We start from the raw sequence: 21,918 nt of genomic DNA on the forward strand, positions 1-21,918 counted from the left end.
TTAAAAAATCTTAGAGTAATTAATTTAAATATTACTACAATGACTATTTTAGTTACGGGTGCTGCTGGATTTATTGGATACCATTTGTGTGAAAAATTGATAAAGCAAGGACACAAAATTGTTGGACTCGACAATATAAATGGATACTACGATATAAACCTGAAAATGGCCAGATTAAACCAATTAGGGGTAACGGATATTTTCGAGCACAAAATTTCAAAAAGTAAAATTCACGGAGATAACTTTCATTTCATAAAGTTAAATTTAGAAGACCAGGTACATTTACCACTGCTATTCAAACAATACAGTTTTGATGTGGTCTGTAATTTAGCAGCACAGGCAGGCGTTCGTTACAGCATTGAAGATCCTATGGTGTACGTAGAAAGTAATATTGTTGGGTTTATGAATTTATTGGAGTGTATGCGACATAACGACGTAAAGAAGTTGGTGTATGCAAGCAGTTCAAGTGTATACGGCAATAGCGACAAAGTTCCTTTTGAGGTAACAGACAATGTTGATGCACCCATCAGTTTATATGCAGCTACAAAAAAAACTAATGAATTAATGGCACATACTTACAGCCATCTTTTCAAAATTCAAACCATTGGACTGCGGTTTTTTACAGTTTATGGGCCATGGGGAAGACCAGATATGGCTATGTTTTTGTTTACAGATGCAATTATTAATAATAAACCAATTCAGGTGTTCAACAACGGTGAATTATATCGAGATTTTACATATATTGAGGATATTGTAAATGGAATTATAGCAACATTAACCCAAACAAAAGAAAAAAATAACTATTCGCTCTACAATATAGGAAATAGTCACCCCATAAAACTATTAGATTTTATTTTAGAGATAGAAAAAGGCATTGGAAAAGAAGCAATCAAAAAGATGTGTCCAATGCAACCCGGAGACGTAAGGAGTACTTGGGCTGATGTTGAAGGACTAAAGAATGATTTTGATTACAGACCAAAAACAAATATTCAAGAGGGAATTAAGGAGTTTGTTATGTGGTATAGAAAATATTATAATCAGTAATTACGGTCAATTGTATGAGTGACAAACCTATATATTTTTCGGGACTTAATGGTTTAAGAGCAATTGCAGCAATTGCTGTGGTTATATCCCATACAACAGTAGCCCTTAAATCATTCAATTTAAATCCTTATATTTTAGGTGTTTCTAATTTTGGAAAACCAATGGTTTTAAGTCTTGCACCCTATGGAGTAAGTATGTTTTTTTGTTTAAGTGGTTTTTTGATTACCTATTTATTATTAGCTGAAAAAAAAGTAAGTTCAATAAGTATTAAAAAGTTTTATATGAGAAGATTGTTGCGTATCTGGCCACTATACTACTTATATATATTTATAGTTATATTAGTAATGATTATTTATGGGCTTAGTGTTGATATTAATTCATTATTATTTTATATGTTTTTTTCTGCGAATATTGTTGCTTTTTTTAGGCCTGGATTATTATTGTTAACTCATTATTGGTCTTTGGGAGTAGAAGAACAGTTTTATTTGTTTTGGCCTTGGATTATAAAAAAATTGGATAAATATTTAGTAATTTTTTGTGCAACATCAATAATTTTTTTAATTGGTCTAAAACTTTGTCTTCATGTTTTTTTTTCTAATTCTATATTAGAAAGATTTTTACATATTACAAGATTTCAATCAATGATTATAGGTGGTCTTGGTGCTATTTTATTTTTTAAAAAAAATAATTATTTTCTAAAACTTTTTAATAATAAAATAATTCAATCATTAGCTTGGCTTGTGATTTTATTATCTGCAGTAAATAGTTTTCATATTGCCTCAGTTATTGATCAAGAGATTATTAGTTTTGTTGCCTTAATTCTAATAATTGGGCAAATAAAAATTACAAATAGAATTATTAATTTAGAAAATAAGTTTTTTGATTATCTTGGAAAAATTTCTTACGGTATTTATATTATACATCCTTTGTTGATTTTTTTATTATCTAAATTTATTTTTTTTAAAAATAAATTAATAATAAACTATTTTATAATTTATTTTTTGGTTCTTCTTTTAACAATTATCATTTCAGATTTGTCTTTTAGATATTTTGAAAAATTCTTTATGAATTTAAAAAAGAAGTTTGTTATAGTTAATAGTTCATCATCAAAGCCATAAATGGCATTAATGTTTATGTTTAATTATTATAATGAATATTATAACATCAAATTTTTTAAAATTTTCTAAATGAATTTAATAGCATAATATTTTGAGTTTAAATAGCGCGACAAAAAAAAATGTTAAATGGTCTTTTATTGAGACAATTAGTTTAAAGTTAATCAGCTTTATATTAAGTATTATTTTAGCACGTTTATTATCGCCTTCTGATTTCGGGTTGCTAGCTATTATCAATGTGTTCTATTTATTAACCGTATTATTTATTGATGGAGGGCTTAAAGAAGCTTTAATTCAAAAAAAAGACGCCACAAATATTGATTTTTCGACAATGTTTTGGTTGAACATTTTCAAGGGAATCTTTTTTTATGTACTCTTGTTTTTTCTTGCCCCGTTTATTGAAGAATTTTATACTTATCAGAACTTAGCTTTTTACATCAGAATACAAGCCTTATCATTAATAATTGAATCATTTGGTATTATTCAAATAGTTAAAGCAACTAAGGAACTTAATTTGAAAAAAATTACGGTTGCTAGGATACCAGCGTCTTTAATAAGTTTTTTTGTTGGAATCTATATGGCATTTATGGGTTACGGAATCATGTCATTAATAATTCAGCAATTGGTTAACGTAGGTATTTATGCAATATTACTAATGTATTCCATTCGATACAAACCTGAGTTTAAATTTAGTATTCCATCTCTTCGAGTTTTATATAGTTTTGGTTTAAAAATATTGGCAGTATCATATATTAGCAGAGTTTATGTACAATCTCTTAATTTAGTGTATGGATATTATTTCAAGGTAAGCGAGTTAGGTTTATTTACTAAAACAAAAAGTTTGCAAGGGGTACCAATTGAAATGATTGATACAACTTTTTCTAAAGGTCTTTATCCAACAATGATAAAAATTCAGGAGCACAATAGACTTCTAAAAAAAATGTTTTTATTTAATGTGAGGAGATTGACATTTTTAATGGTACTGATAAATGGAATACTTTTTTTCAACGGTTTGGAAATAATAACAATTTTGTTGGGACCAAAATGGATAGAAGCAGTTCCTTTTGTAAAGATAGCAGCAGTCGGAAGTCTTTTCTCTCCTATAAACACACAAGTTGTTAGTATTTTTAAGGCAAAGGGAAAACCTGGATTCATATTAAAATTAGAAATGATTTGGAAAATTGTAGTGTTGACACTAATAATATTTTTAGCCACTTTCGCTCATTTCCAACAAATACTTTGGATGGTGGTAATCATAAATAGCATTATGGGTATAGTGTATTTGTTTTATTGCAGTAAACTAATTGAATTTCAATTTAAAAAAGAAATGAAACTAATATTTTTTTTATTTGTATGGTATTACATCACGGGGTTTATGATAAGTGAATTTTCAAGAGTATATTTGTATGAAATACAAAATGTTTTTAAAATTATTTTTTTTATAGTCTTGTATTCAGTTTCAGGTTATTTATTTGGATTGAGAGTAAAAGAATTCAATTTAATTAAAATGATAAAATTTGTTTGATTTTTAAAGTAATATTTAGTCTTTATAAAGTATTTTTAGTTCTGATTATGAGTAATGTTAAATCTACAGCGTTTATAATTCAAGCAAGAATGGGCTCCTCCAGATTGCCAAATAAGATGATGTTACCCTTCTATGATAACAAAGGGATTTTGGAGCTCTTAATTGAAAAAATAAATCAGTTCAACAACTCAAATAGGTATAAAATAATTTTAGCAACTTCTACAAATCATAGAGACAATCAATTAGCAGAAATTGCTCAAAATAATGGACTTCTTGTTTACAAAGGAAGTGAAGAAGACGTATTAGCTCGTTTTGTTGGCGCAGCAGAAACATTTGGTGTCGATAAAATAATAAGAGTTTGTGCAGACAATCCTTTTTTAGATGTAAATGAATTAGAGCGTATACTTACACTTGTAAACGAACATGAAGATTATGATTATATAAGTTTTCAAATTAATGGCATTCCAAGTATAAAAACGCATTTTGGGTTTTGGGTGGAATTTACGAGAATTGAAGCACTAAAAAAAGTAGCTTCGCTTACAAATGATAAGTTTTATCATGAACACGTAACCAATTTCATTTATGAAAACCCAAATTTATTTAAAATTAAATGGATTAATACTATGGAAAGCTTGAATCAAAGAAAGGATATCAGAATGACTATGGATACTATGGAGGATTATAATAATCTAAAAGAATTGTACAAGCAATTATATTTTGAATACAAAAGAATACCTTCCTTGGAGAAAATTATTAGTTATGTAGATCAGAACACTATATTTAAACAAAAAATGATTACTGAAATAAATAACAACTCTAAATGATTCTTTGGTTAAATCCAATGATAGGAAAAACCAATCTGGTTTTATTGTTTGATGAAAAAAGGAAGTGTGGAAATTAAAATATAAAATAAACTCATAAAATGTTTGAAATGAATGGAATTAATAAAAATGGGGTATACATCATAGGAGAAATTGGTCAAAATCATAACGGTTCAGTGGATATTGCAAAATTAATAGTTGAATTAGTTTCAAGACCAGTCATTGAAAAGGAGTTTAATTTGGAACTAAAACCAATGAATGCTGTTAAATTGACGAAAAGAGATTTGAAGGAGGAACTTACAGATTCGCAAATGAATAGAATTTACGATTCCCCTAACTCATTTGGGAAAACATATGGTGAACACAGAGAGTTTCTTGAACTAAATGATGAGGAACATTTTGAGGTTTATAAGTATTCCAAGTCAAAGGGATTAGACTTTGTGGAAACATTGTGTTCAAAGGGATGTTTGTCGCTTTTAAAGTTGTTCACTCCAGACTATCTAAAAGTGGCAAGTAGAGATTTAACAAATTTACCTTTGCTTTCTGCAATGGCAGAAACTAAAATTCCTATTATTGTTTCTACAGGGATGGCAGGTAGAAAGGAATTGGACGATGCGCTAAACACTATCGGTCATTACCACAATAACATAGGAATTTTACATTGTGTTTCGGAATACCCAACCCATCCGGATAATGTCAATTTAAATACCATCACCTATTTGAAAAAAAATTATAGCCAGTACGTTATTGGATTTTCAGACCACACTATTGGTATTTCAGCACCAGTAGTCGCTGTGGGTATGGGAGCCCAAATAATTGAAAAACACATTACGATTGATCGAAATATGAAAGGAACAGATCAAGCAGGTTCTTTAGGTCCAGACGGAGTATACCGTATGTTAAGAGATATAAGAGTTACAGAGCGTTCTCTAGGTGTAGAAGATATTTATATTGAAAAAAATGTTATTAACGCAAAAAATAAACTGGAGCGTTCAATAGCTACTAATATTGAATTAAAAGAAGGCGATATTATAAAAGAAGAACACTTACACTTATTGAGCCCTGGAGATGGTTTCAAATGGAGTCAAAAAAATGAAATAATTGGAAAAAAAGTGAAGAAGAATATACCTGTAAATGAGCTTATTTATCCCAAATTAATAGAGTAGTTTATGATATTTGATGAAAATGAATGTGGTAAAATAATAAAAGAATTATTTGAAAAATATTATTTTACTATCGAAACAGAGCTTACTTTTGATGATTTTGAATTGTACAATAAATGTATAGAGATTTTTAAATTCGACTATTTTAGATATTATAATAATTATGATTTAAAAATTCAAAATATTTTTTTGAGAATTGAGCTGATTGGTATTCTGCTTTACAGAATAGCCAATCAATATCACAAAATAGGGAAAGATAACATAGCGATTCATTACAGTAATTTAGGAAGATTAATTTCAGGTTTTGAAATTTATTTTTCTTCAGATATTGGCAAAGGACTCAAAGTGAATCATGGATTAGGAACCGTGATTGGAGCTAGGGTAATTATTGGTGAAAATGCACTGATACATCAGAACGTTACACTAGGCGATAAAGCTGGAGGCAGACCTGTTTTAAAGAATAATGTAATTGTTTATGCAGGAGCAAAAATCTTAGGAGCTATTGTATGTGGTAACAATTCAATAATTGGGGCCAACAGCGTTTGTTTAATTGATGTGCCTGAAAACTCTTCTGTGGTAGGAATACCAGGAAAAATTTATAAAAAGAAATGAAATTACCAAAATTAATTATTACAGATATTGACGGTGTTTGGACAGATGGAGGGATGTATTACGACCAGCATGGAAATGAATTAAAAAAATTCAACACCTATGATAGCGCTGGTGTTTTATATGCAAAGATTCTAAAAATTCCAGTGGTGATTATTACAGGTGAAGATACCCAAATTGTAAAAAAAAGAGCGGATAAACTAAAAATTGAGCATCTTTTTCAAGGAGTAAAAGATAAGGTAGCAATTGTTCAAAAACTAACAACAGATTTACAAATTTCTTTTGAAGATTGTGCTTTTATTGGCGACGATATAAATGATGTCAAACTATTAGAATTAGTGGGTTTTAGTGCAGCCCCAAAAAACGCAGCAGTATACATAAAAAAACGAGTGCATTACATAACGAAATTAAAAGGAGGTAAAGGTGCCTTTCGAGATTTTGTGGAGCATATTTTAGCAGAAAACAATATGTTAGAAATAGTAATTAATGAAGCTGTAAAGGGTTTTGAAAAACCGGTTTAATACACCAATTAGATTAAAAAATGAATATACTTTTACCTATTGAAACTATAAATAGAGAATTAGATTTTAAAATTGTTTTAGCCTCATTATTGGCTGATAAAAAAAATAAAATTTACATAGGGCAGCATGATTTTTTGATGTCTTTACTACCAAAAATGCAAGGAGGCATCTATATTGGTAAAAATATTTTTCATAAAAGAGCCGAGCTAGAAAATGGTGAAATTTACAAAAGATTAAAAGACAATAAAATTGATGTGATATACATCCATGAGGAAGGTGCAGTGTTTCCAGGACAAGAAGAGGACTGGAAAAGAATCATTCAAGAACAATATTCTTTAAAATATTTTGACAAAAATGACCTTGTTTTACAATGGGGAGATTTTCAAAAAGAGTTTGATGAAATGAGGAATAATTCTCTTAAGATGGTTACAACAGGTCACCCTAGATTTGATTTGTACAAACCCAAATGGAATCTTTTATTCAAAGAAGAAATAGACAAAATAAAAAGCGAATTCAATGATTTTATATTAATTAACGGAAATTATTTAGCCAATCACGGTTTAGGTGAAAAATACTTGTTTTCAAATAATGGCGGTTATAAAGTAGAAGACATTAACAGTAGGATGAAAAGAGTTAAATACTATACTTATAACTCCAAACAATTGGTTTCTATGGTGGAATTAACACATGAGCTAGCAGTGAAGTTTCCAGAACTTAATTTTGTTTACAGACCACATCCTTCAGAAAATCATGAGTATTATAAACAGGTATTTAAGGGAGTATCAAACATTATTGTTAAACATCAGGGTGCCGTTACGCCTTGGATTTTAGCTTCCATGGCTATTATTCATGACGGTTGTACTACAGCTTTGGAGGCAACGTTAGCATCAAAACCAGTAATTAATTATAAAATAGAATTAAAAGAAGAATTTGACATTTGGTTACCCAATCAAATGGGAGTAAGAGCAGTAACTATCGACCAGGTATTTAAATACATTGATGACATCAGGGAAGGAAAATTAGTCAATAATCCAGATTCCGTAGCTGATGTAGTAAAAAATTTAATGTTTAACTTTGAAAATGATAGTTATGATGCTTTTGTGAAGGAAGTTAAAATAGAAATAGCAAAAAAAGAGCTTACAAAGCAAATCTCGCCTTCTGCATTTTATATTTGGAAAACGTTCTTTTCAAGAAAAATTAAGTTTTTCCTCTACACTATTTTTAAAGTTTCGAAAAGAAAAGAAATAGAATATCATAAAATAAAGTTTTATGGATTTGATAAAAGAAAGGTGGAAGAAAAATTCAATTTAGTGTCTAAAATAATACACAAAAAGGTAGAAGTTAAAATTCATAATCCTTATTTAATTCAAATTGAGAATGAATAATCCGTTAGTTTCTGTAATTATTCCAACATACAAACGCTCCGATTTTTTAATTCGTGCTTTGGAGTCAGTTTTAAAACAAACGTATAGCCCAATTGAAATTATTGTTGTAGATGATAATGACGGAGATAATGAATTTAGATTGGCAACTGCTGAAAATATAAAATCCTACATTGAAAAAAACCTTATACAATATTATAAACATGATTTTAATAAAGGACTACCAGCAGCCAGAAATACAGGAATAAGTCATGCTAACGGTGAATTTATTGCGTTTTTAGATGATGATGATGAATTTTTGCCAGATAAGACAAGATTACAAGTAGATTGTTTTTTGAACAATAACTCTAATGTAGGATTAGTTTATGGCAGCTTTATCCGATTTGAAACAGATTCAAATACAGAGAGAATCATTCGCCCTAAACATGCTGGAGATTTACAAACTGTATTAGGTTTAAACCACATTGGTCCACCTTCTATGGTAATGTGTAGAAAAGAAGCAGTTGTAAAAGTAAATGGATTTGATGGATCATTTCGTTCAAGAGAAGATATCGAATTTTATTATCGTATTGCAAAATATTATGAAGTTGAATATGTTTCTGATATAATTATGAAATATTATATTCATCCGAATACGATGAGTAAAATTCATGCTGATAAACTTTTATATATGGTTCGTTTTATAGACAAATTTAATGATGAATTAAAAAAACCAAAAGCTCGTTGGAGTGAAATTCAAGAACGATTAGGGGAATTATATGCAGTTAACAATAAGCGACAAAAGGCATTTAAAACCCTGTTGAATGCTTACATAAATAATCCTAAACGAGTTTCTATCTTAATTAAAGCCATACTTGCTGTATTAGGCGATAAAATTTATAAAAAAATAAGAAATGTTGTTTGAAAATTATAGTCTAAATTTCTTAATAGTTAAAATTATTGCTTAGAAAGCATATATATATTATCAAGTAATGTAAAAAGGTATCGTTTAGTTAAAATTTTATTATCGTTTGAATTAATAATTATTTAAAACATGAGAAATTAATAAATATTCATACTATAATACTAGTTTAAACAAAATAGATTTAATAGTCAGATTTGTATACCGAAAAATAAAAAATAAATTAATGATTGTTTTTTTTCTACCCGATTTAAGAGCTGGTGGGGCTGAGCGTGTAATGCTGAATGTATTACTTAAATACCATTTAGCTTTTCCAGAGGAAAGTGTTGTCCTCTTGCTAGGTAAAAAAGAAGGACCTTTATTGGCTGAAATACCATCTACAATACCAATATATAGTTTGGAAGCTTCCAATGCAACCAGATCAATCCGACCTTTAATAAGATTTTGTAAAAAACACCATCCTAAAGTTGTTTTCAGCACTTTAGGTTCTGCATTAGCAGCTAGTATTGCTAAAAATTTTGTTTCTTCAAAAATTATTTTTATCAATAGAATTGGTAATACGATTGGAGCTGAAAAAATGTTAATCGATAATAGAATAAAGAGAGCATTATATTTGTTGGCTAATAAAATAATCGCAAAAAACTCAGACCACATTTTATTTCAATGTAAATACATGGTAGAGGACTTTATTTTTGAAACGGGTATGCAACCAAAAAAATACAATTATATCTATAATCCAGTTCAAATTGATAGAATAGAAAAATTAATTTTTGAAGAAGTAAAAGAAACATATACTTTTATCTCTGTTGGCAGACTAAATCCACAAAAAGATTATGAAACATTACTAAAAAGTTGTGTGATTTTAAAAGAAAGAAATATTAAGTTCAAATTAGGTATAATAGGAGAAGGACCTTTAAAGAAAGATTTGCAGGAGAAAATAAAGGTGTTGAATTTAGAGGATTGTGTGCACTTAATAGGTTTCCTACCAAATCCATATCCTTATATGAAAGAAGCTAAGTATCTAGTTTCTTCTTCACTTTATGAAGGTTTTTCCAATGTTATTATTGAGAGTTTATGTTTAGGCACACCAGTAATTGCCACAAATTGTCCGGGAGGAAACGCCGAGGTACTTGTAGAGGGCAAAAATGGATTTCTATGTAATGTAAATGACGCTGAAGATTTAGCTTCAATAATGGAGAAAGGCATAAATGAATCAGATAAATTTGATAATAAAAATATTGCCAATGATGCTAAGGTCCTTTTTAATATGGAAACTATCTTTAAACAATATGTTAAAGTTTTAAAAAACAATATAGAATGAAAATGAAAAATGAAATTGCTCTATTTGATGTTTGTGGGACATTATATCATTCTAATACTACGTATGATTTCATTTCTTTTTTTCTAAAACGAAATGCACGTTTAAGGTATTACAAATATTTAATTTTAAAATCAGTACTATTTAAACCTTTTTGGAAATTATCGATAATCATGAAAGGAAATAATCATTTTAACAGAAGAGTGTTCCTGTCATTTTTGAAAAATTATAATGTGAATTTTGTAGAGAAAGAAGCTGATGTTTTTGTAAAAGAGATACTGAATTTAAAAATAAATCAAGTAATTCACGATGAGCTTAAATTACACCTACAAAAAAAGCATAAAATTTTTTTAATTTCTGCATCAATTGATTCAGTGGTTGGTGCTATTGCGAGAAATTTAAAGGTTGATGGATTTTATGCAACAAAATTAGGCATAACAAATGGAGTTTATAATGGTAAGTTGGAGTTTGACATGGAAGGACAAAAAAAAGCTTTTTTTGAAAAGAATTTCAGAAATTACCAAGATAATTATGTTTACTTTTACTCCGATAATAAAGAGGATATTAACTTGTTGTTACAAGTGAATGAACCTATAGTTGTTTGTTTTGAGAAAGACAAAAAAAAATACTGGAATTCTCATATAAATAGTAGTTCAGCTAAATATATTTTAAAATAATGATATCATTTTATATACCCGGATACTATTTGTTATATTCCCGTTTAAAAAGAAAGTCTGAAGTGTTTTCACTTATAGTAATTTATCCTTTATATATATTTACCACTCTTTTTATTTTCTCTGATATAAATTTCACCGCACTACTTATAGCATTTATAACCTCATGGATAGCTTGGTTATCGGTTTATGAAATTGGGTATCTTGAAAATGATGCAATCACTATAAAAAATGAAACAAATCCTACGTTGAGAATGAAGAGTAATGAGATAGATTGGGTTCAAAATAATTTTAATAAAATTCAAATTATTCGCATACTGATAGCAAGTTTAATTTTGTTATTATTGTTTTATTTTTCAAAAAAAAACATAAACAACTTAAACGTTTTTGGCTTTATAGTATGTATAGTGTTAGCTCGTTTCTTTTTCCACCTTCATAATTCCATAAGAAATCGATGGAATGTTGTAACTTATATAGTATTGAGTACCACTAAATATTTAAGTCTTTTCTATTTATTTTCTCAGTCAATAGTTTACTTGCCTAATTTATATTTTGCTGTTTTTTTTACTTTTCCCTTTTTAAGAACAATTGAACATGCTGCTAAGGTTAAATATAAATTTACTAAAATAATTAAATTAGTAGGTAATATTGATGCTTTTAGGGTAAAGTATTACTTTATTGGTTTAGCACTGAGTATAAGTTTGTTTTTTTTGTTAGTCAATGAGAATTTGTTAGTTTTTCTATTTTCTTTTGGATATTTTTTTATTTTTAGAATATTAAATATTGTTGCAATTAATCTAGGATTATATAAAAGAACAAACTCTTCTGCACATAAAAATTAGTTCTTTATTAAAAAAACATAAAATTATATTAATTACAAGTTTTAGTCTATTAATTAGAATTATAAAATAAAATTACTTCCATTGTGCATAAGTTAATTATTTGTATTTCTTTTTTAAAATTGATAAATTTAGTTTATGGATACGATTATATTAATCCTTATTGTTTTGTTGGGTTTAAGTTTCATCAATTTATTTAGAAATCAAATACCAAAGCAGGAACTATACATTTTGAATAAATTATGGTTTTTTCATTTATTATCTTCTATTTTGTTTTACTTATACACAAGAAATGGAGGAGGTGATGCTTGGGGGTATTGGAAAAGAGCAAAGGCTATGGATTCTAGTGACTTTTGGTTTGATTTATTAGAGTCAAAAGGAACTGGATTTATGAATGCAATTAATTATTTTCCATCAAAAATATTAGATTTAAGTTTTTTTACTAATACACTTTTTTTTAGTTTAATTGGATTTTTTGGATTGGTTTTCTTTTATTTACTAACATTTAAAGTAGTGCCATACAACTCAAAATTAAAAAAATATTACTTATTCCCATTAGTGTTTTTTATGCCAAGTTTACACTTTTGGTCATCAGGTATTGGTAAAGATGCAATATTGTTTTTATGTATAGGTATGTTTTGCTATGGTTTTCAACATATTTCAAAAAGACTACCATTACTAATATTTTCTCTTTTTCTTTCTTTTTTAATTAGACCTCACATTACTTTTTTTCTAGTTTTTAGTTTTGGATTAGCTTACTTTTTTAATAGGAATGATATTGGAATAAAAAGAATTGTTTATTCTATTATTTTAATAGGCTTAGGTATTGCTATTCTACCAATTGTTATGGAGTTTGTGAAAATTGAAGATAATACAATTCAAAGTTTTGATGAATTCTCAAAAGAAAAATCTACTTTGTTGAGCAGGTCTAATGTGGGTTCCGCAATCGACATAAGCGCATATCCATTTCCATTAAAAGTATTTAGTTTTTTATACAGACCTTTTTTTATAGATGGCACTAGTATACCAGCAATTATTGCATCATTTGAAAATTTAGTATTGTTGATATTATCGATAAGGGTGTTGAGAAACAAACCATTGGAAACCTTCAGAAAAGCACCTTTTGTAATTCAGGGAATGGTCTATTTCCTGATAATTGGAGTGCTGGCTTTCTCACAATCATTAGGAAATATTGGAATTATGATTCGAATGCGTAATATGTTTCTACCTGGTTTATTAATTTTCATGCTTTGGTCTTTTTCATATAAACAACAACAACTAGCAGCTAAAAGAAAAAGAAAATAGAATGACTCAAAAAAAGTTTAGTAGTGTTCTTTTTTTGTACCATTTAGTTTTTATACTGTTGGCTTATCAGTATGCAAACAAGTTCGGTAGTGATGCAAATCTGTATTGGTTAAATAGCAGTTACACTACAGATAAATCCTGGTTAGATTTTGCCCATTACGGTACGGATACCATCTTGTTTTTTAATTATCCCTTAGTAAAGTTGGGATTACCTTTTTGGTTTGGATTTCTAGTATATGGAACCATAGGTTTTTTAGGAATTCTAAAATGGATAGAATGGGCAGAAATAGTAACGGAAAATAGGTTGAGATATGGAAAAATAAATGCAGTTTGGTGTGTAGCTTTATTGCCTAACCTGCATTTTTGGACAGCTTCACTAGGAAAAGAAGCATTGATTTTTTGGGGTTTAGCAAATGTTTTTTATGGAATAGCAACCAAAAAATTTTTCACACTTGCAACAATAATGGGAATGCTTTTAGCAGTCATAATCCGTCCGCATGTGGCATTCATGCTCTTAGTGGCAGTAGGAATGGTGTTCATTTTTGATAAAAGAATTGCTTTTAAAAGAAGAGCAAAATACGGTTTCCTCTTGTTGATAGGAACGTTAGGTTTAGTATACATGATGCTACAACTTTCAGGGATAAAAATTTGGAATTGGAGTCGAATAAACTATTTCAACGAATATTCAATCCTATCGTTTAAAAACTCAGGTTCCTATGTGCCAATGTTGGATTACAATTATGGGTACAAGTTGTTTTCATTCAATTTCCGTCCACTTTTTTTCGATACAGCTACAATATTAGGATACGGGGCAAGTCTCGAAAATGCGTTATTTTTGTTGACAGTCATAGGAACACTGTATTATGTAATAAAACAGTATAATAAAATACAATGGCCTCAGTGGAGCAAAATAGCACTTGCATTTTCAATAATAACAAGCATGATTTACATAGAAAGATATGCGAATTTGGGTATTTTTATGAGAACAAAAATGATGTACCAACCTTTTCTTTGGATAGCGGTACTCTTCATCATAAGTCAGGCTATAGAAATAAGCAAACAAAAAACAAATGCAGAAACCTAAGCTCATACGATTAACAACAGTACCATTATCACTGGACAAGTTACTTTCGGGCCAACTCCGGTTCATGAGTGCTTTTTTTGAAGTAACGGCCGTTTCGGCTGAGAAAGAATATTTAGAAAAAGTAGGAGAAAAAGAAGGGGTAAATACATTCCATCTGGAAATGACACGAAAAATAACGCCACTCAAAGACATAATGGCAGTTATTAAACTAGTTAAGTATTTAAAAAAAGCAAAACCCAAAATTGTACACACGCACACACCAAAAGCAGGGATAGTAGGGATGCTGGCGGCTAAACTGGCAAGAGTACCATTCAGGTTGCACACGGTTGCAGGCTTGCCTTTAGTGGAAACAAAGGGAGTAAAAAGAAAAGTACTCGACCAGGTGGAAAAAGTAACCTACCGTTGCGCTACAAAAGTTTACCCAAATTCGAAAGGTTTAGCTGACATTATTATCCAAAATAACTATTGCCCAAAAGAGAAACTCAAAGTGATAGCCCAGGGAAGTTCCAATGGAATTGACACGAGCTTTTTTAATCCTGAAAAAATGGATAAAAACGAATTAGCAGAAATAAAAAATAAATTAAAAATCAAAGAATCCGATTTTGTATTCATTTTTGTGGGCCGACTAGTAGCAGACAAAGGAATCAACGAACTGGTGGTAGCCTTCGAACAGATTAATAGCAAATACAACAACACCAAACTCCTACTAGTAGGTCCTTTTGAAAACGACTTGGATCCATTACAATCAAAAACCATTCAAAGGATAAAGACCAATGCAAATATTATTAACACAGGTTTTCAAAACGACATCCGTCCTTATTTGGCAATAGCCAATTTGCTCGTTTTCCCTAGTTACAGAGAAGGATTTCCTAATGTAGTAATGCAAGCGGGTGCTATGGGGTTACCTTGCATCGTGTCGGATATCAACGGCTGCAACGAAATAATTATCGAAGGCGATAACGGCACCATCATTCCAGTGAAAAACACACAGGCCATCATTGAAAAAATGGAAAAATGCTACACAGATAGTGAGTACTATGAAAAATTAAAAGCCAACGCCAGAACTAAAATCGTAGAACGTTACGAACAAAAAGTTGTCTGGGAAGCCATTTTAGAAGAATACAATCGTAACCTAAACAACTAGTATACTATTAACATTTGTTCGAGTGGATTTTGTTGCCTTAAAGCAAAAAAAATATCGAGAACTTTAATCAATAGCTTGATTCTTTTTCAATTTAATAGTAAGAAAAAGATCATTAATCTATTTAGATAAATTAAAAAAAAACTATGCGAAGTCACTATACTCGCTTTACATTTCAATAAAACACTGACCTCAACCTTTTCATGTTGATGGAGATAGCATAGCAACTCACTCAATAACCAATGCCATAAGAAACCATTAGTTTTTAACGAAAACAAAATTAATCTCATACTTTATTAAAGAATCTTTCATCCTATAAAAAAATTCCAGTTATAAGAGGTCTTCTAAAGTTTGGCCTTTATTAAAATATTTGTTAAGAAGCTTTTCTAAGTATTCATTTTTTTTCTTCTCAGCTTGTAATAATTGCTCATATAACTCAATAATTTTGTTTAGAGGATTGAAGCTGAAGTTGTTATAATTCACTTGTTCTGTACTATTGTCAAAAAAATGGCTAAAATAATTAAACAGTGCCTCATCACTGAAGTTTTTTATTGCTTCTACTTTGATACCAAGTTCTTTAGCGATTTGTTCAAGCTTGATTTCTTCAACATCTTTACTGTTTTCAATATTAGAAATCGTTTGTTGACTCACACCTATAGCTATAGCTAGTGTTTCTTGCTTTATGCCTCTTAACTCACGTATTCGACTAATGTTACGGCCGATGTGTTGGGGTTTGGTTATAGTATTCATATTTCAAATAAATAATATCTTTTAATATAATGCTATGCAAATCAGAAAAAAAAGTAGTCAAATCGGGAAAGTAAAATATAAGTTAAGTTTAGTGCAATACTATTTCAAACCCAATGATAACTTCGATAGAACTTTAATCATTAATAATGAGTTGTATAGTTTTTTAGAATAAAAAATTGTAATTAGATAACAATAATAGAATTTATTTACTAATCTGTATAGTTATTTTAGGACGGGTCAAGGACCAGGCAATAAAATAAATACTATATAGCAACTATATAGGAACTCCCTATCTAGTATATGAAGAGTGTATGAAAAAATGCATTATGTCAAATAGAAAGAATCAAGATGATTGAAATCCAAAACCCAATATTTTAGCAAATGCGTAAATTGTGGGAAATAGGATTCTGATTTTAGAATTGAATTACTTTAAAAATAAAAGTTATTTTTGTCAAAAAAAGAATGTACAAATCTTGGGTGAAACCAGTAATCGATGTTACGGTGGCTTTGATGGGACTTTTAGTGCTGTCACCTGTGATTTTATTGACTATAATATTTTTAGGAATTGCAAATAATGGGAAACCATTCTTTTTCCAGCTGCGTCCAGGAAAGGATGAGGTAATATTCAAAATAATGAAGTTCAAAACCATGAACGATAAGAAAGACAGTCAAGGCAATCTATTACCCGATGCACAGCGATTAACGACTATCGGAAAACTGGTCAGAAAAACATCCATTGACGAATTACCACAACTATTCAATGTCTTAAAGGGAGAGATGAGCATTGTAGGACCAAGACCTCTTTTAACCAATTACCTGCACCTGTACGATGATTTTCAAAAGCGAAGACATGAAGTAAAACCAGGCATAACAGGCTGGGCACAGGTTAACGGCAGAAATGCAATTTCTTGGGATAAGAAATTCGAATACGATGTATGGTATGTAGAACATTGTTCATTTTGGGTAGACCTTAAGATTTTGTTCAAAACAGTGCTCAAAGTATTAAAAAGTGACGGTATTAATTCGGCAAATGAAGCCACTATAGAACCTTTTAATGGAAAATAACATTACACTTTATGGTGCCAGTGGTCACGGCAAAGTAATAGTCGACCTAGTAATGGCTTGTGATTTCAACATAAAAGCAATTATAGACGACAGCCCAAAAGTAGAACTTTTATTAGGTCACCTTGTAACAAAAACAAAGGATGCTAAGGAAGATTCATTGGGAAACACAATCATTAGTATTGGAAATAATAAAGTGAGAAAGAGGCTGAGTCAAATGTTAAAAACAGATTTTGCAACTGCGATACATCCTTCGGCTACAGTATCACCTTTTGCTACAATTGAAGAAGGAACTGTAGTAATGGCTGGTGCAGTCATTAATCCGGAAGCAAACATTGGGAAGCATTGCATAATAAACACAAATGCAACCATTGAACATGATGCAAATATTGAAGATTTTGTGCACATTTGTCCTGGAGTAGCTCTAGCAGGTAATGTATCAGTAGGAGAAGGAACTCAAGTAGGAATTGGTACTTCAGTAATACAAGGAATTAAAATAGGAAAGTGGGTAACGATTGGAGCGGGTGCTGTGATAATCAATGACATTCCCGATTATGCAGTGGTAGTAGGGAACCCAGGAAAAATAATAAAATACAAGCAAGAAAATGACTAATTCAAAAATATGGCTTTCTTCACCACACATGGGTGGAACCGAACAAAAATACGTACAGGAAGCATTTGATACCAATTGGGTAGCACCTTTAGGACCTAATGTAACGGGTTTCGAACAGGATTTAGAAAGATACATAGGGGAATCAACACATGTGGCTGCTTTAAGTTCAGGTACTGCAGCAATTCATTTGGGATTAGTTTTATTGGGAGTTAAAGCAGGTGACGAAGTAATTTGTCAAAGTTTTACTTTTTCGGCTTCCGCAAATCCGATTGTCTATTTAGGGGCAACTCCAGTATTTGTGGATAGCGAATCAGAAACTTGGAACATTTGTCCGGTAGCTTTAGAAGAAGCAATTTTAGATAGAATTGCTAAAGGAAAAAAGCCAAAAGCAATCATAGCAGTACATTTATATGGTATGCCTTGTAAAATAGACGAAGTTTTAAAAATAGCAAACCAATACGAAATACCAGTTTTAGAAGACAGCGCAGAAGCACTAGGTAGTACATTTAAAAGAAAGCATTGTGGTACTTTTGGAAGTATAGGCATACTGTCATTCAATGGAAATAAAATAATAACGACTTCTGGAGGAGGCGCACTAGTTGCCAAATCCAAAGAAATAAAAGAAAAAGCAGTATTTCTGGCAACACAGGCAAGAGATCAAGCACCACATTACCAGCATTCTGAAATTGGATACAATTACAGATTAAGCAACATCTCAGCCGGTATTGGTAGAGGTCAAATGGAAGTCTTAGACAAGCACATTGTATTAAGAAGAAGCATGCATACTTTTTATCAAGAACTTTTTCAAAACATAGAAGAAATAAATGTTTTTAAGGAACCCAATTCCAATTTTTACTCAAACCATTGGTTAAGTTGCATACTCTTCAAAAACGAAACTACAGAAACAAGAAGAGAACGCTTAAGAGTAACCTTAGAAAATGAACAGATTGAGTCGCGACCATTGTGGAAACCAATGCACCTGCAACCCGTTTTCAAAGACCATCCATATTATGGAAATAACACAGCGAAATCTTTATTTACAAGAGGTTTATGCTTGCCTTCAGGTTCCAATCTAACGAATGAGGATAAAGAAAGGATTAGTAAGGTGATAAATAATTTTTTTAAATAATACAGAAAATAGAAAAATTTTAAATCAAATTAATCTAAATTTGTTCCAATTGGATTGAAGTATGGGGAATTCTATTTTTAAAGAATTAAAAGAGATAATAATAAACAGAAAGTACAGCAATATTGGCTACTTGCCAAGATGGATTATATTCGTTATCGATGTTTTTATAGTGGCTGTAGCTTGCATAGTAACGCATGTCATAATTAATAGTCTGAATGTAAAATTCAACCCAGTTGTTCCCTTCGTTTACAGATATTCAGGAGTAGTAATAGTCAATGCAGTTTGTTTCTATTATTTTAGAACCTATGCGGGAATCATTAGACACTCAACATTTATTGATGGAGTAAAATTGCTTACTGCTACATCAACTTCTTTTATATTTCTTGTTTTTTTTAATTATACAGTTCAAAATTTTTCAAATAAAAAAGTATTCCTTTCAACAGCTTTGTTCCTGACTTTTGTAATCTCATTTTTATTGCTGTTTTTGTTCCGTATTTTAGTAAAAAATATTTTTGAGAAATATTTGAGAGTTGGTGACCAAAAAAACTTAATAAAGGCGGTGATTTACGGTGCTGATGCTAATGCTATTTCCGTAGCCAATGCATTAAAAACAGAAAGTCCAGCAAGATTTAATCTTATTGCCTTTATTGACAAATACCAACAAGCAAAAACCTCAAAAAGTATACTAAACCTACCAATTGTAAATCAATCCAAAAATGTTCATGTCATCATGCGTTCGTTGCATGCTGAAGCACTTATTATTGCAGAGAAAAGTTTATCCAAAGAAGAAACAATTGCATTAGTGGAAGAGTGTTTAGAATACAACTTTAAAGTATACACAGTTCCATTAATTACAGATTGGGAAGACAATAAACAAATTTCCAATCAGATTAAGAGTTTTGATATCGAGGATTTACTACATCGTAAACCAATTGTATTAGACAACAAAACGATTTCGTCCCAGATAAAAAACAAAGTAGTACTGATTAGTGGTGGAGCAGGTTCAATAGGAAGCGAAATAGTACGCCAGCTTATTAATTTTTTACCCGAAGAGATTATAATTTTAGACCAGGCAGAATCAGCGTTGAATTCATTGAAATTGGAAATTGAGTCGAAAGCTAAGACTATAAAGGTAAGAACCATTATTGCAGATATAAAAGACAAAGTTATAATAGAAAAAATATTTGAAAAGTACAGACCCGATTTTGTATATCATGCTGCTGCTTACAAACACGTTCCTTTGATGGAGGAAAATCCTGCGCAGGCAGTTTTTACAAATGTGATGGGAACTAAAAATGTAGCAGATTTGGCTAGAAAATTTAAAGCAGAAAAATTTGTATTAATTTCAACTGACAAAGCGGTAAATCCTAGTAGTGTAATGGGAGCAAGCAAACGAATTGCTGAGATTTACGTGCAGTCTTTAAACCAACATTTAGCTTTTGGAAACAATAAGATAAGTACAAAGTACATAACTACTAGATTTGGTAATGTTTTAGGGTCAAACGGTTCAATAGTACCATTGTTTGAGAAACAAATACAGGAAGGTGGACCTTTGACAATCACGCATCCCGAAATCATTCGTTATTTTATGACCATACCCGAAGCTTGTCAGTTAGTGTTGGAGGCAGGTGCAATGGGTAAAGGAGGAGAAATATTTATTTTTGATATGGGTGAGCCAGTAAAAATAATCGACTTAGCCAAAAAAATGATTCGTTTAGCAGGATACATTCCTGATAAGGATATACAAATAAAAGTTATAGGATTAAGACCAGGAGAAAAACTATATGAAGAGTTGCTAAACGACTCTACAAAAACATTACCAACACACAATACACAAATCATGATCGCCCAGGATACAATTCCTAATTTTGAAGAAGTTTCAAAACACATTCAAGAATTGATTGAAAATGCCAATAATGTATCAAATAATGATTTAGTGGCATTAATGAAAAACATTGTTCCCGAATACAAAAGTATGAATTCTGATTTTCAGGTTTTAGATATTCAACAATAGTAGAGTAATTGAAGCAGGTAGAACTTAGTTTAGTTATGTTTTTTTGGAATAAATTAAAAATCAAATTGTAGCTTTGCAGGCTTTAAATTTAGAATTAAAAAATAAATTACTTAATTGTCACTTATGAAAGTTTTACAACTTAAGAACTTAAAGAATTCAGTTTTTCTATTAATTATACTTTTTTTTGCTTCTTGTGCCAATAAGAAAGACATTCTTTATTACCAAGATATTAAATTAAACGGTAATGATTATATTAATTATTTGTCCAGTACAATTCAGATAAATGATATTCTGTTTATTAAAGTTTCAGCATTGATTCCTGAGTCTGCAGAACCTTTTAATATACAAGCATACAGCTCAAACGGAAATATCAACATGGAATCTTATAGAATTCAGGGATATTTAGTGTCACAAGAAGGAAATATAGTTTTCCCAATATTAGGAACCATTAATTTAGCAGGAAAGAGTACTACAGAAGCTCAAGTGTTAATAGCCAAAATGCTAAATGATGGTGGCTTCATTAAAGAACCTACAGTTAGTGTTAGGGTTATTAATAGTAAAGTTACAGTATTAGGTGAGGTAAAAGCGCCAGGAACATACAATTACGATGAACAAAATCTTACTTTAAATCAAGCCATCGGTCTTGCAGGTGATTTGACCATAAATGGAGTTAGAAAAGAAGTATTAGTAATAAGAGAAGTTAACGGGATTAGGACTTATGTGAACATCGATTTAACATCTTCTGATTGGTTTACTAGTCCGTATTATTACGTGAAACAAAATGACATTATCATCGTAAAACCTAATGGGCCAAAAATAATGACTTCAGGCTATTTAAATAGTATTGGAACCACTTTAGGAATTGTATCATTTGCATTAACATTATACTTGTTGTTAAAATAATATTT

Annotated in this window: 21 protein-coding genes; 20 read left to right on the forward strand and 1 reads right to left on the reverse strand. The window is 30.2% G+C overall.

Features of this window, described 5'->3' with window-relative positions:
* The first annotated feature begins 39 nt into the window (after nucleotides 1-39).
* From RN605_RS13120 to RN605_RS13190, 15 genes are all read left to right on the forward strand, one after another.
* Nucleotides 40-1,044 carry an NAD-dependent epimerase/dehydratase family protein gene (locus tag RN605_RS13120; protein ID WP_313325493.1) on the forward strand — a complete coding sequence of 335 codons (1,005 nt, stop codon included), beginning with the start codon at nucleotides 40-42 and terminating at the stop codon, nucleotides 1,042-1,044.
* A 14-nt stretch (nucleotides 1,045-1,058) separates the two neighbouring features.
* Nucleotides 1,059-2,162, forward strand: coding sequence for an acyltransferase family protein (locus RN605_RS13125; protein WP_313325494.1), 1,104 nt, complete (start codon nucleotides 1,059-1,061; stop codon nucleotides 2,160-2,162).
* A 91-nt stretch (nucleotides 2,163-2,253) separates the two neighbouring features.
* The gene (locus tag RN605_RS13130) at nucleotides 2,254-3,684 is read left to right on the forward strand and encodes a lipopolysaccharide biosynthesis protein (protein ID WP_313325495.1); all 1,431 of its coding nucleotides are present in this window, start codon (nucleotides 2,254-2,256) and stop codon (nucleotides 3,682-3,684) included.
* Between the two features lie 47 nt (nucleotides 3,685-3,731).
* Complete coding sequence (locus RN605_RS13135) at nucleotides 3,732-4,508, forward strand: cytidylyltransferase domain-containing protein (RefSeq protein WP_313325497.1); 777 nt, start codon at nucleotides 3,732-3,734, stop codon at nucleotides 4,506-4,508.
* Between the two features lie 107 nt (nucleotides 4,509-4,615).
* Nucleotides 4,616-5,671: an N-acetylneuraminate synthase family protein gene (locus RN605_RS13140; RefSeq protein WP_313325498.1), complete on the forward strand. Its 1,056-nt coding sequence runs from the start codon at nucleotides 4,616-4,618 to the stop codon at nucleotides 5,669-5,671.
* A gap of 3 nt (nucleotides 5,672-5,674) precedes the next feature.
* Nucleotides 5,675-6,280 carry a serine O-acetyltransferase gene (locus RN605_RS13145; protein ID WP_313325500.1) on the forward strand — a complete coding sequence of 202 codons (606 nt, stop codon included), beginning with the start codon at nucleotides 5,675-5,677 and terminating at the stop codon, nucleotides 6,278-6,280.
* Nucleotides 6,277-6,798, forward strand: a complete 522-nt coding sequence (locus tag RN605_RS13150; protein WP_313325501.1) for a KdsC family phosphatase — start codon at nucleotides 6,277-6,279, stop codon at nucleotides 6,796-6,798. Before RN605_RS13145 ends, RN605_RS13150 begins: the two co-directional genes overlap by 4 nt.
* A gap of 20 nt (nucleotides 6,799-6,818) precedes the next feature.
* Entirely contained in the window at nucleotides 6,819-8,183 is a 1,365-nt protein-coding gene (locus RN605_RS13155) for a surface carbohydrate biosynthesis protein (protein WP_313325502.1), read from the forward strand.
* The gene (locus RN605_RS13160) at nucleotides 8,176-9,084 is read left to right on the forward strand and encodes a glycosyltransferase family 2 protein (protein ID WP_313325505.1); all 909 of its coding nucleotides are present in this window, start codon (nucleotides 8,176-8,178) and stop codon (nucleotides 9,082-9,084) included. The genes RN605_RS13155 and RN605_RS13160 overlap by 8 nt, the downstream gene beginning before the upstream one ends.
* Nucleotides 9,085-9,307: 223 nt before the next feature.
* The gene (locus RN605_RS13165; RefSeq protein WP_313325507.1) at nucleotides 9,308-10,402 is read left to right on the forward strand and encodes a glycosyltransferase; all 1,095 of its coding nucleotides are present in this window, start codon (nucleotides 9,308-9,310) and stop codon (nucleotides 10,400-10,402) included.
* The gene (locus RN605_RS13170) at nucleotides 10,399-11,076 is read left to right on the forward strand and encodes an HAD-IB family phosphatase (RefSeq protein ID WP_313325508.1); all 678 of its coding nucleotides are present in this window, start codon (nucleotides 10,399-10,401) and stop codon (nucleotides 11,074-11,076) included. The genes RN605_RS13165 and RN605_RS13170 overlap by 4 nt, the downstream gene beginning before the upstream one ends.
* Nucleotides 11,076-11,915: a hypothetical protein gene (locus RN605_RS13175; RefSeq protein WP_313325510.1), complete on the forward strand. Its 840-nt coding sequence runs from the start codon at nucleotides 11,076-11,078 to the stop codon at nucleotides 11,913-11,915. The genes RN605_RS13170 and RN605_RS13175 overlap by 1 nt, the downstream gene beginning before the upstream one ends.
* Nucleotides 11,916-12,050: 135 nt before the next feature.
* Entirely contained in the window at nucleotides 12,051-13,217 is a 1,167-nt protein-coding gene (locus RN605_RS13180) for a hypothetical protein (RefSeq protein WP_313325511.1), read from the forward strand.
* A gap of 1 nt (nucleotide 13,218) precedes the next feature.
* A complete protein-coding gene (locus tag RN605_RS13185; RefSeq protein WP_313325512.1) occupies nucleotides 13,219-14,301 on the forward strand; it encodes a hypothetical protein in 1,083 nt (360 codons plus the stop codon).
* Nucleotides 14,288-15,445 (forward strand): glycosyltransferase family 4 protein, encoded by a 1,158-nt coding sequence (locus RN605_RS13190; RefSeq protein WP_313325514.1) that lies wholly within the window; start codon nucleotides 14,288-14,290, stop codon nucleotides 15,443-15,445. The genes RN605_RS13185 and RN605_RS13190 overlap by 14 nt, the downstream gene beginning before the upstream one ends.
* Nucleotides 15,446-15,772: 327 nt before the next feature.
* Here RN605_RS13190 and RN605_RS13195 read toward each other — a convergent pair whose 3' ends face one another.
* Entirely contained in the window at nucleotides 15,773-16,192 is a 420-nt protein-coding gene (locus RN605_RS13195) for a helix-turn-helix domain-containing protein (protein WP_313325516.1), read from the reverse strand.
* Nucleotides 16,193-16,654: 462 nt separating this feature from the next.
* On the opposite strand from RN605_RS13195, the gene RN605_RS13200 reads away from it, so the two are divergent.
* The 5 genes from RN605_RS13200 (at nucleotide 16,655) to RN605_RS13220 (ending at nucleotide 21,913) form a co-directional block, all read left to right on the forward strand.
* The gene (locus RN605_RS13200; RefSeq protein WP_313325518.1) at nucleotides 16,655-17,257 is read left to right on the forward strand and encodes a sugar transferase; all 603 of its coding nucleotides are present in this window, start codon (nucleotides 16,655-16,657) and stop codon (nucleotides 17,255-17,257) included.
* Entirely contained in the window at nucleotides 17,247-17,867 is a 621-nt protein-coding gene (locus tag RN605_RS13205; RefSeq protein ID WP_313325521.1) for an acetyltransferase, read from the forward strand. The genes RN605_RS13200 and RN605_RS13205 overlap by 11 nt, the downstream gene beginning before the upstream one ends.
* Nucleotides 17,860-18,996 carry an aminotransferase class I/II-fold pyridoxal phosphate-dependent enzyme gene (locus tag RN605_RS13210; protein WP_313325522.1) on the forward strand — a complete coding sequence of 379 codons (1,137 nt, stop codon included), beginning with the start codon at nucleotides 17,860-17,862 and terminating at the stop codon, nucleotides 18,994-18,996. The genes RN605_RS13205 and RN605_RS13210 overlap by 8 nt, the downstream gene beginning before the upstream one ends.
* A 61-nt stretch (nucleotides 18,997-19,057) precedes the next feature.
* Nucleotides 19,058-21,010 carry a polysaccharide biosynthesis protein gene (locus RN605_RS13215; RefSeq protein ID WP_313325523.1) on the forward strand — a complete coding sequence of 651 codons (1,953 nt, stop codon included), beginning with the start codon at nucleotides 19,058-19,060 and terminating at the stop codon, nucleotides 21,008-21,010.
* 123 nt (nucleotides 21,011-21,133) lie between these two features.
* A complete protein-coding gene (locus RN605_RS13220; protein WP_313325525.1) occupies nucleotides 21,134-21,913 on the forward strand; it encodes a polysaccharide biosynthesis/export family protein in 780 nt (259 codons plus the stop codon).
* Nucleotides 21,914-21,918: the final 5 nt, after the last annotated feature.

Source organism: Flavobacterium sp. PMTSA4 (assembly GCF_032098525.1).
In the GTDB taxonomy this organism is placed as follows: domain Bacteria; phylum Bacteroidota; class Bacteroidia; order Flavobacteriales; family Flavobacteriaceae; genus Flavobacterium; species Flavobacterium capsici.

What these genes read in the sequence shown, in the direction of transcription:
- RN605_RS13160 (WP_313325505.1), top strand. Translation starts at nt 8,176, where the DNA reads ATGAATAATCCGTTAGTTTCTGTAATTATTCCAACATACAAACGCTCC.
- RN605_RS13150 (WP_313325501.1), top strand. Translation starts at nt 6,277, where the DNA reads ATGAAATTACCAAAATTAATTATTACAGATATTGACGGTGTTTGGACA.
- RN605_RS13155 (WP_313325502.1), top strand. Translation starts at nt 6,819, where the DNA reads ATGAATATACTTTTACCTATTGAAACTATAAATAGAGAATTAGATTTT.
- RN605_RS13205 (WP_313325521.1), top strand. Translation starts at nt 17,247, where the DNA reads ATGGAAAATAACATTACACTTTATGGTGCCAGTGGTCACGGCAAAGTA.
- RN605_RS13185 (WP_313325512.1), top strand. Translation starts at nt 13,219, where the DNA reads ATGACTCAAAAAAAGTTTAGTAGTGTTCTTTTTTTGTACCATTTAGTT.
- RN605_RS13140 (WP_313325498.1), top strand. Translation starts at nt 4,616, where the DNA reads ATGAATGGAATTAATAAAAATGGGGTATACATCATAGGAGAAATTGGT.
- RN605_RS13125 (WP_313325494.1), top strand. Translation starts at nt 1,059, where the DNA reads ATGAGTGACAAACCTATATATTTTTCGGGACTTAATGGTTTAAGAGCA.
- RN605_RS13215 (WP_313325523.1), top strand. Translation starts at nt 19,058, where the DNA reads ATGGGGAATTCTATTTTTAAAGAATTAAAAGAGATAATAATAAACAGA.
- RN605_RS13170 (WP_313325508.1), top strand. Translation starts at nt 10,399, where the DNA reads ATGAAAATGAAAAATGAAATTGCTCTATTTGATGTTTGTGGGACATTA.
- RN605_RS13175 (WP_313325510.1), top strand. Translation starts at nt 11,076, where the DNA reads ATGATATCATTTTATATACCCGGATACTATTTGTTATATTCCCGTTTA.
- RN605_RS13145 (WP_313325500.1), top strand. Translation starts at nt 5,675, where the DNA reads ATGATATTTGATGAAAATGAATGTGGTAAAATAATAAAAGAATTATTT.
- RN605_RS13165 (WP_313325507.1), top strand. Translation starts at nt 9,308, where the DNA reads ATGATTGTTTTTTTTCTACCCGATTTAAGAGCTGGTGGGGCTGAGCGT.
- RN605_RS13195 (WP_313325516.1), bottom strand. Translation starts at nt 16,192, where the DNA reads ATGAATACTATAACCAAACCCCAACACATCGGCCGTAACATTAGTCGA.
- RN605_RS13180 (WP_313325511.1), top strand. Translation starts at nt 12,051, where the DNA reads ATGGATACGATTATATTAATCCTTATTGTTTTGTTGGGTTTAAGTTTC.
- RN605_RS13210 (WP_313325522.1), top strand. Translation starts at nt 17,860, where the DNA reads ATGACTAATTCAAAAATATGGCTTTCTTCACCACACATGGGTGGAACC.
- RN605_RS13200 (WP_313325518.1), top strand. Translation starts at nt 16,655, where the DNA reads ATGTACAAATCTTGGGTGAAACCAGTAATCGATGTTACGGTGGCTTTG.
- RN605_RS13220 (WP_313325525.1), top strand. Translation starts at nt 21,134, where the DNA reads ATGAAAGTTTTACAACTTAAGAACTTAAAGAATTCAGTTTTTCTATTA.
- RN605_RS13190 (WP_313325514.1), top strand. Translation starts at nt 14,288, where the DNA reads ATGCAGAAACCTAAGCTCATACGATTAACAACAGTACCATTATCACTG.
- RN605_RS13135 (WP_313325497.1), top strand. Translation starts at nt 3,732, where the DNA reads ATGAGTAATGTTAAATCTACAGCGTTTATAATTCAAGCAAGAATGGGC.
- RN605_RS13120 (WP_313325493.1), top strand. Translation starts at nt 40, where the DNA reads ATGACTATTTTAGTTACGGGTGCTGCTGGATTTATTGGATACCATTTG.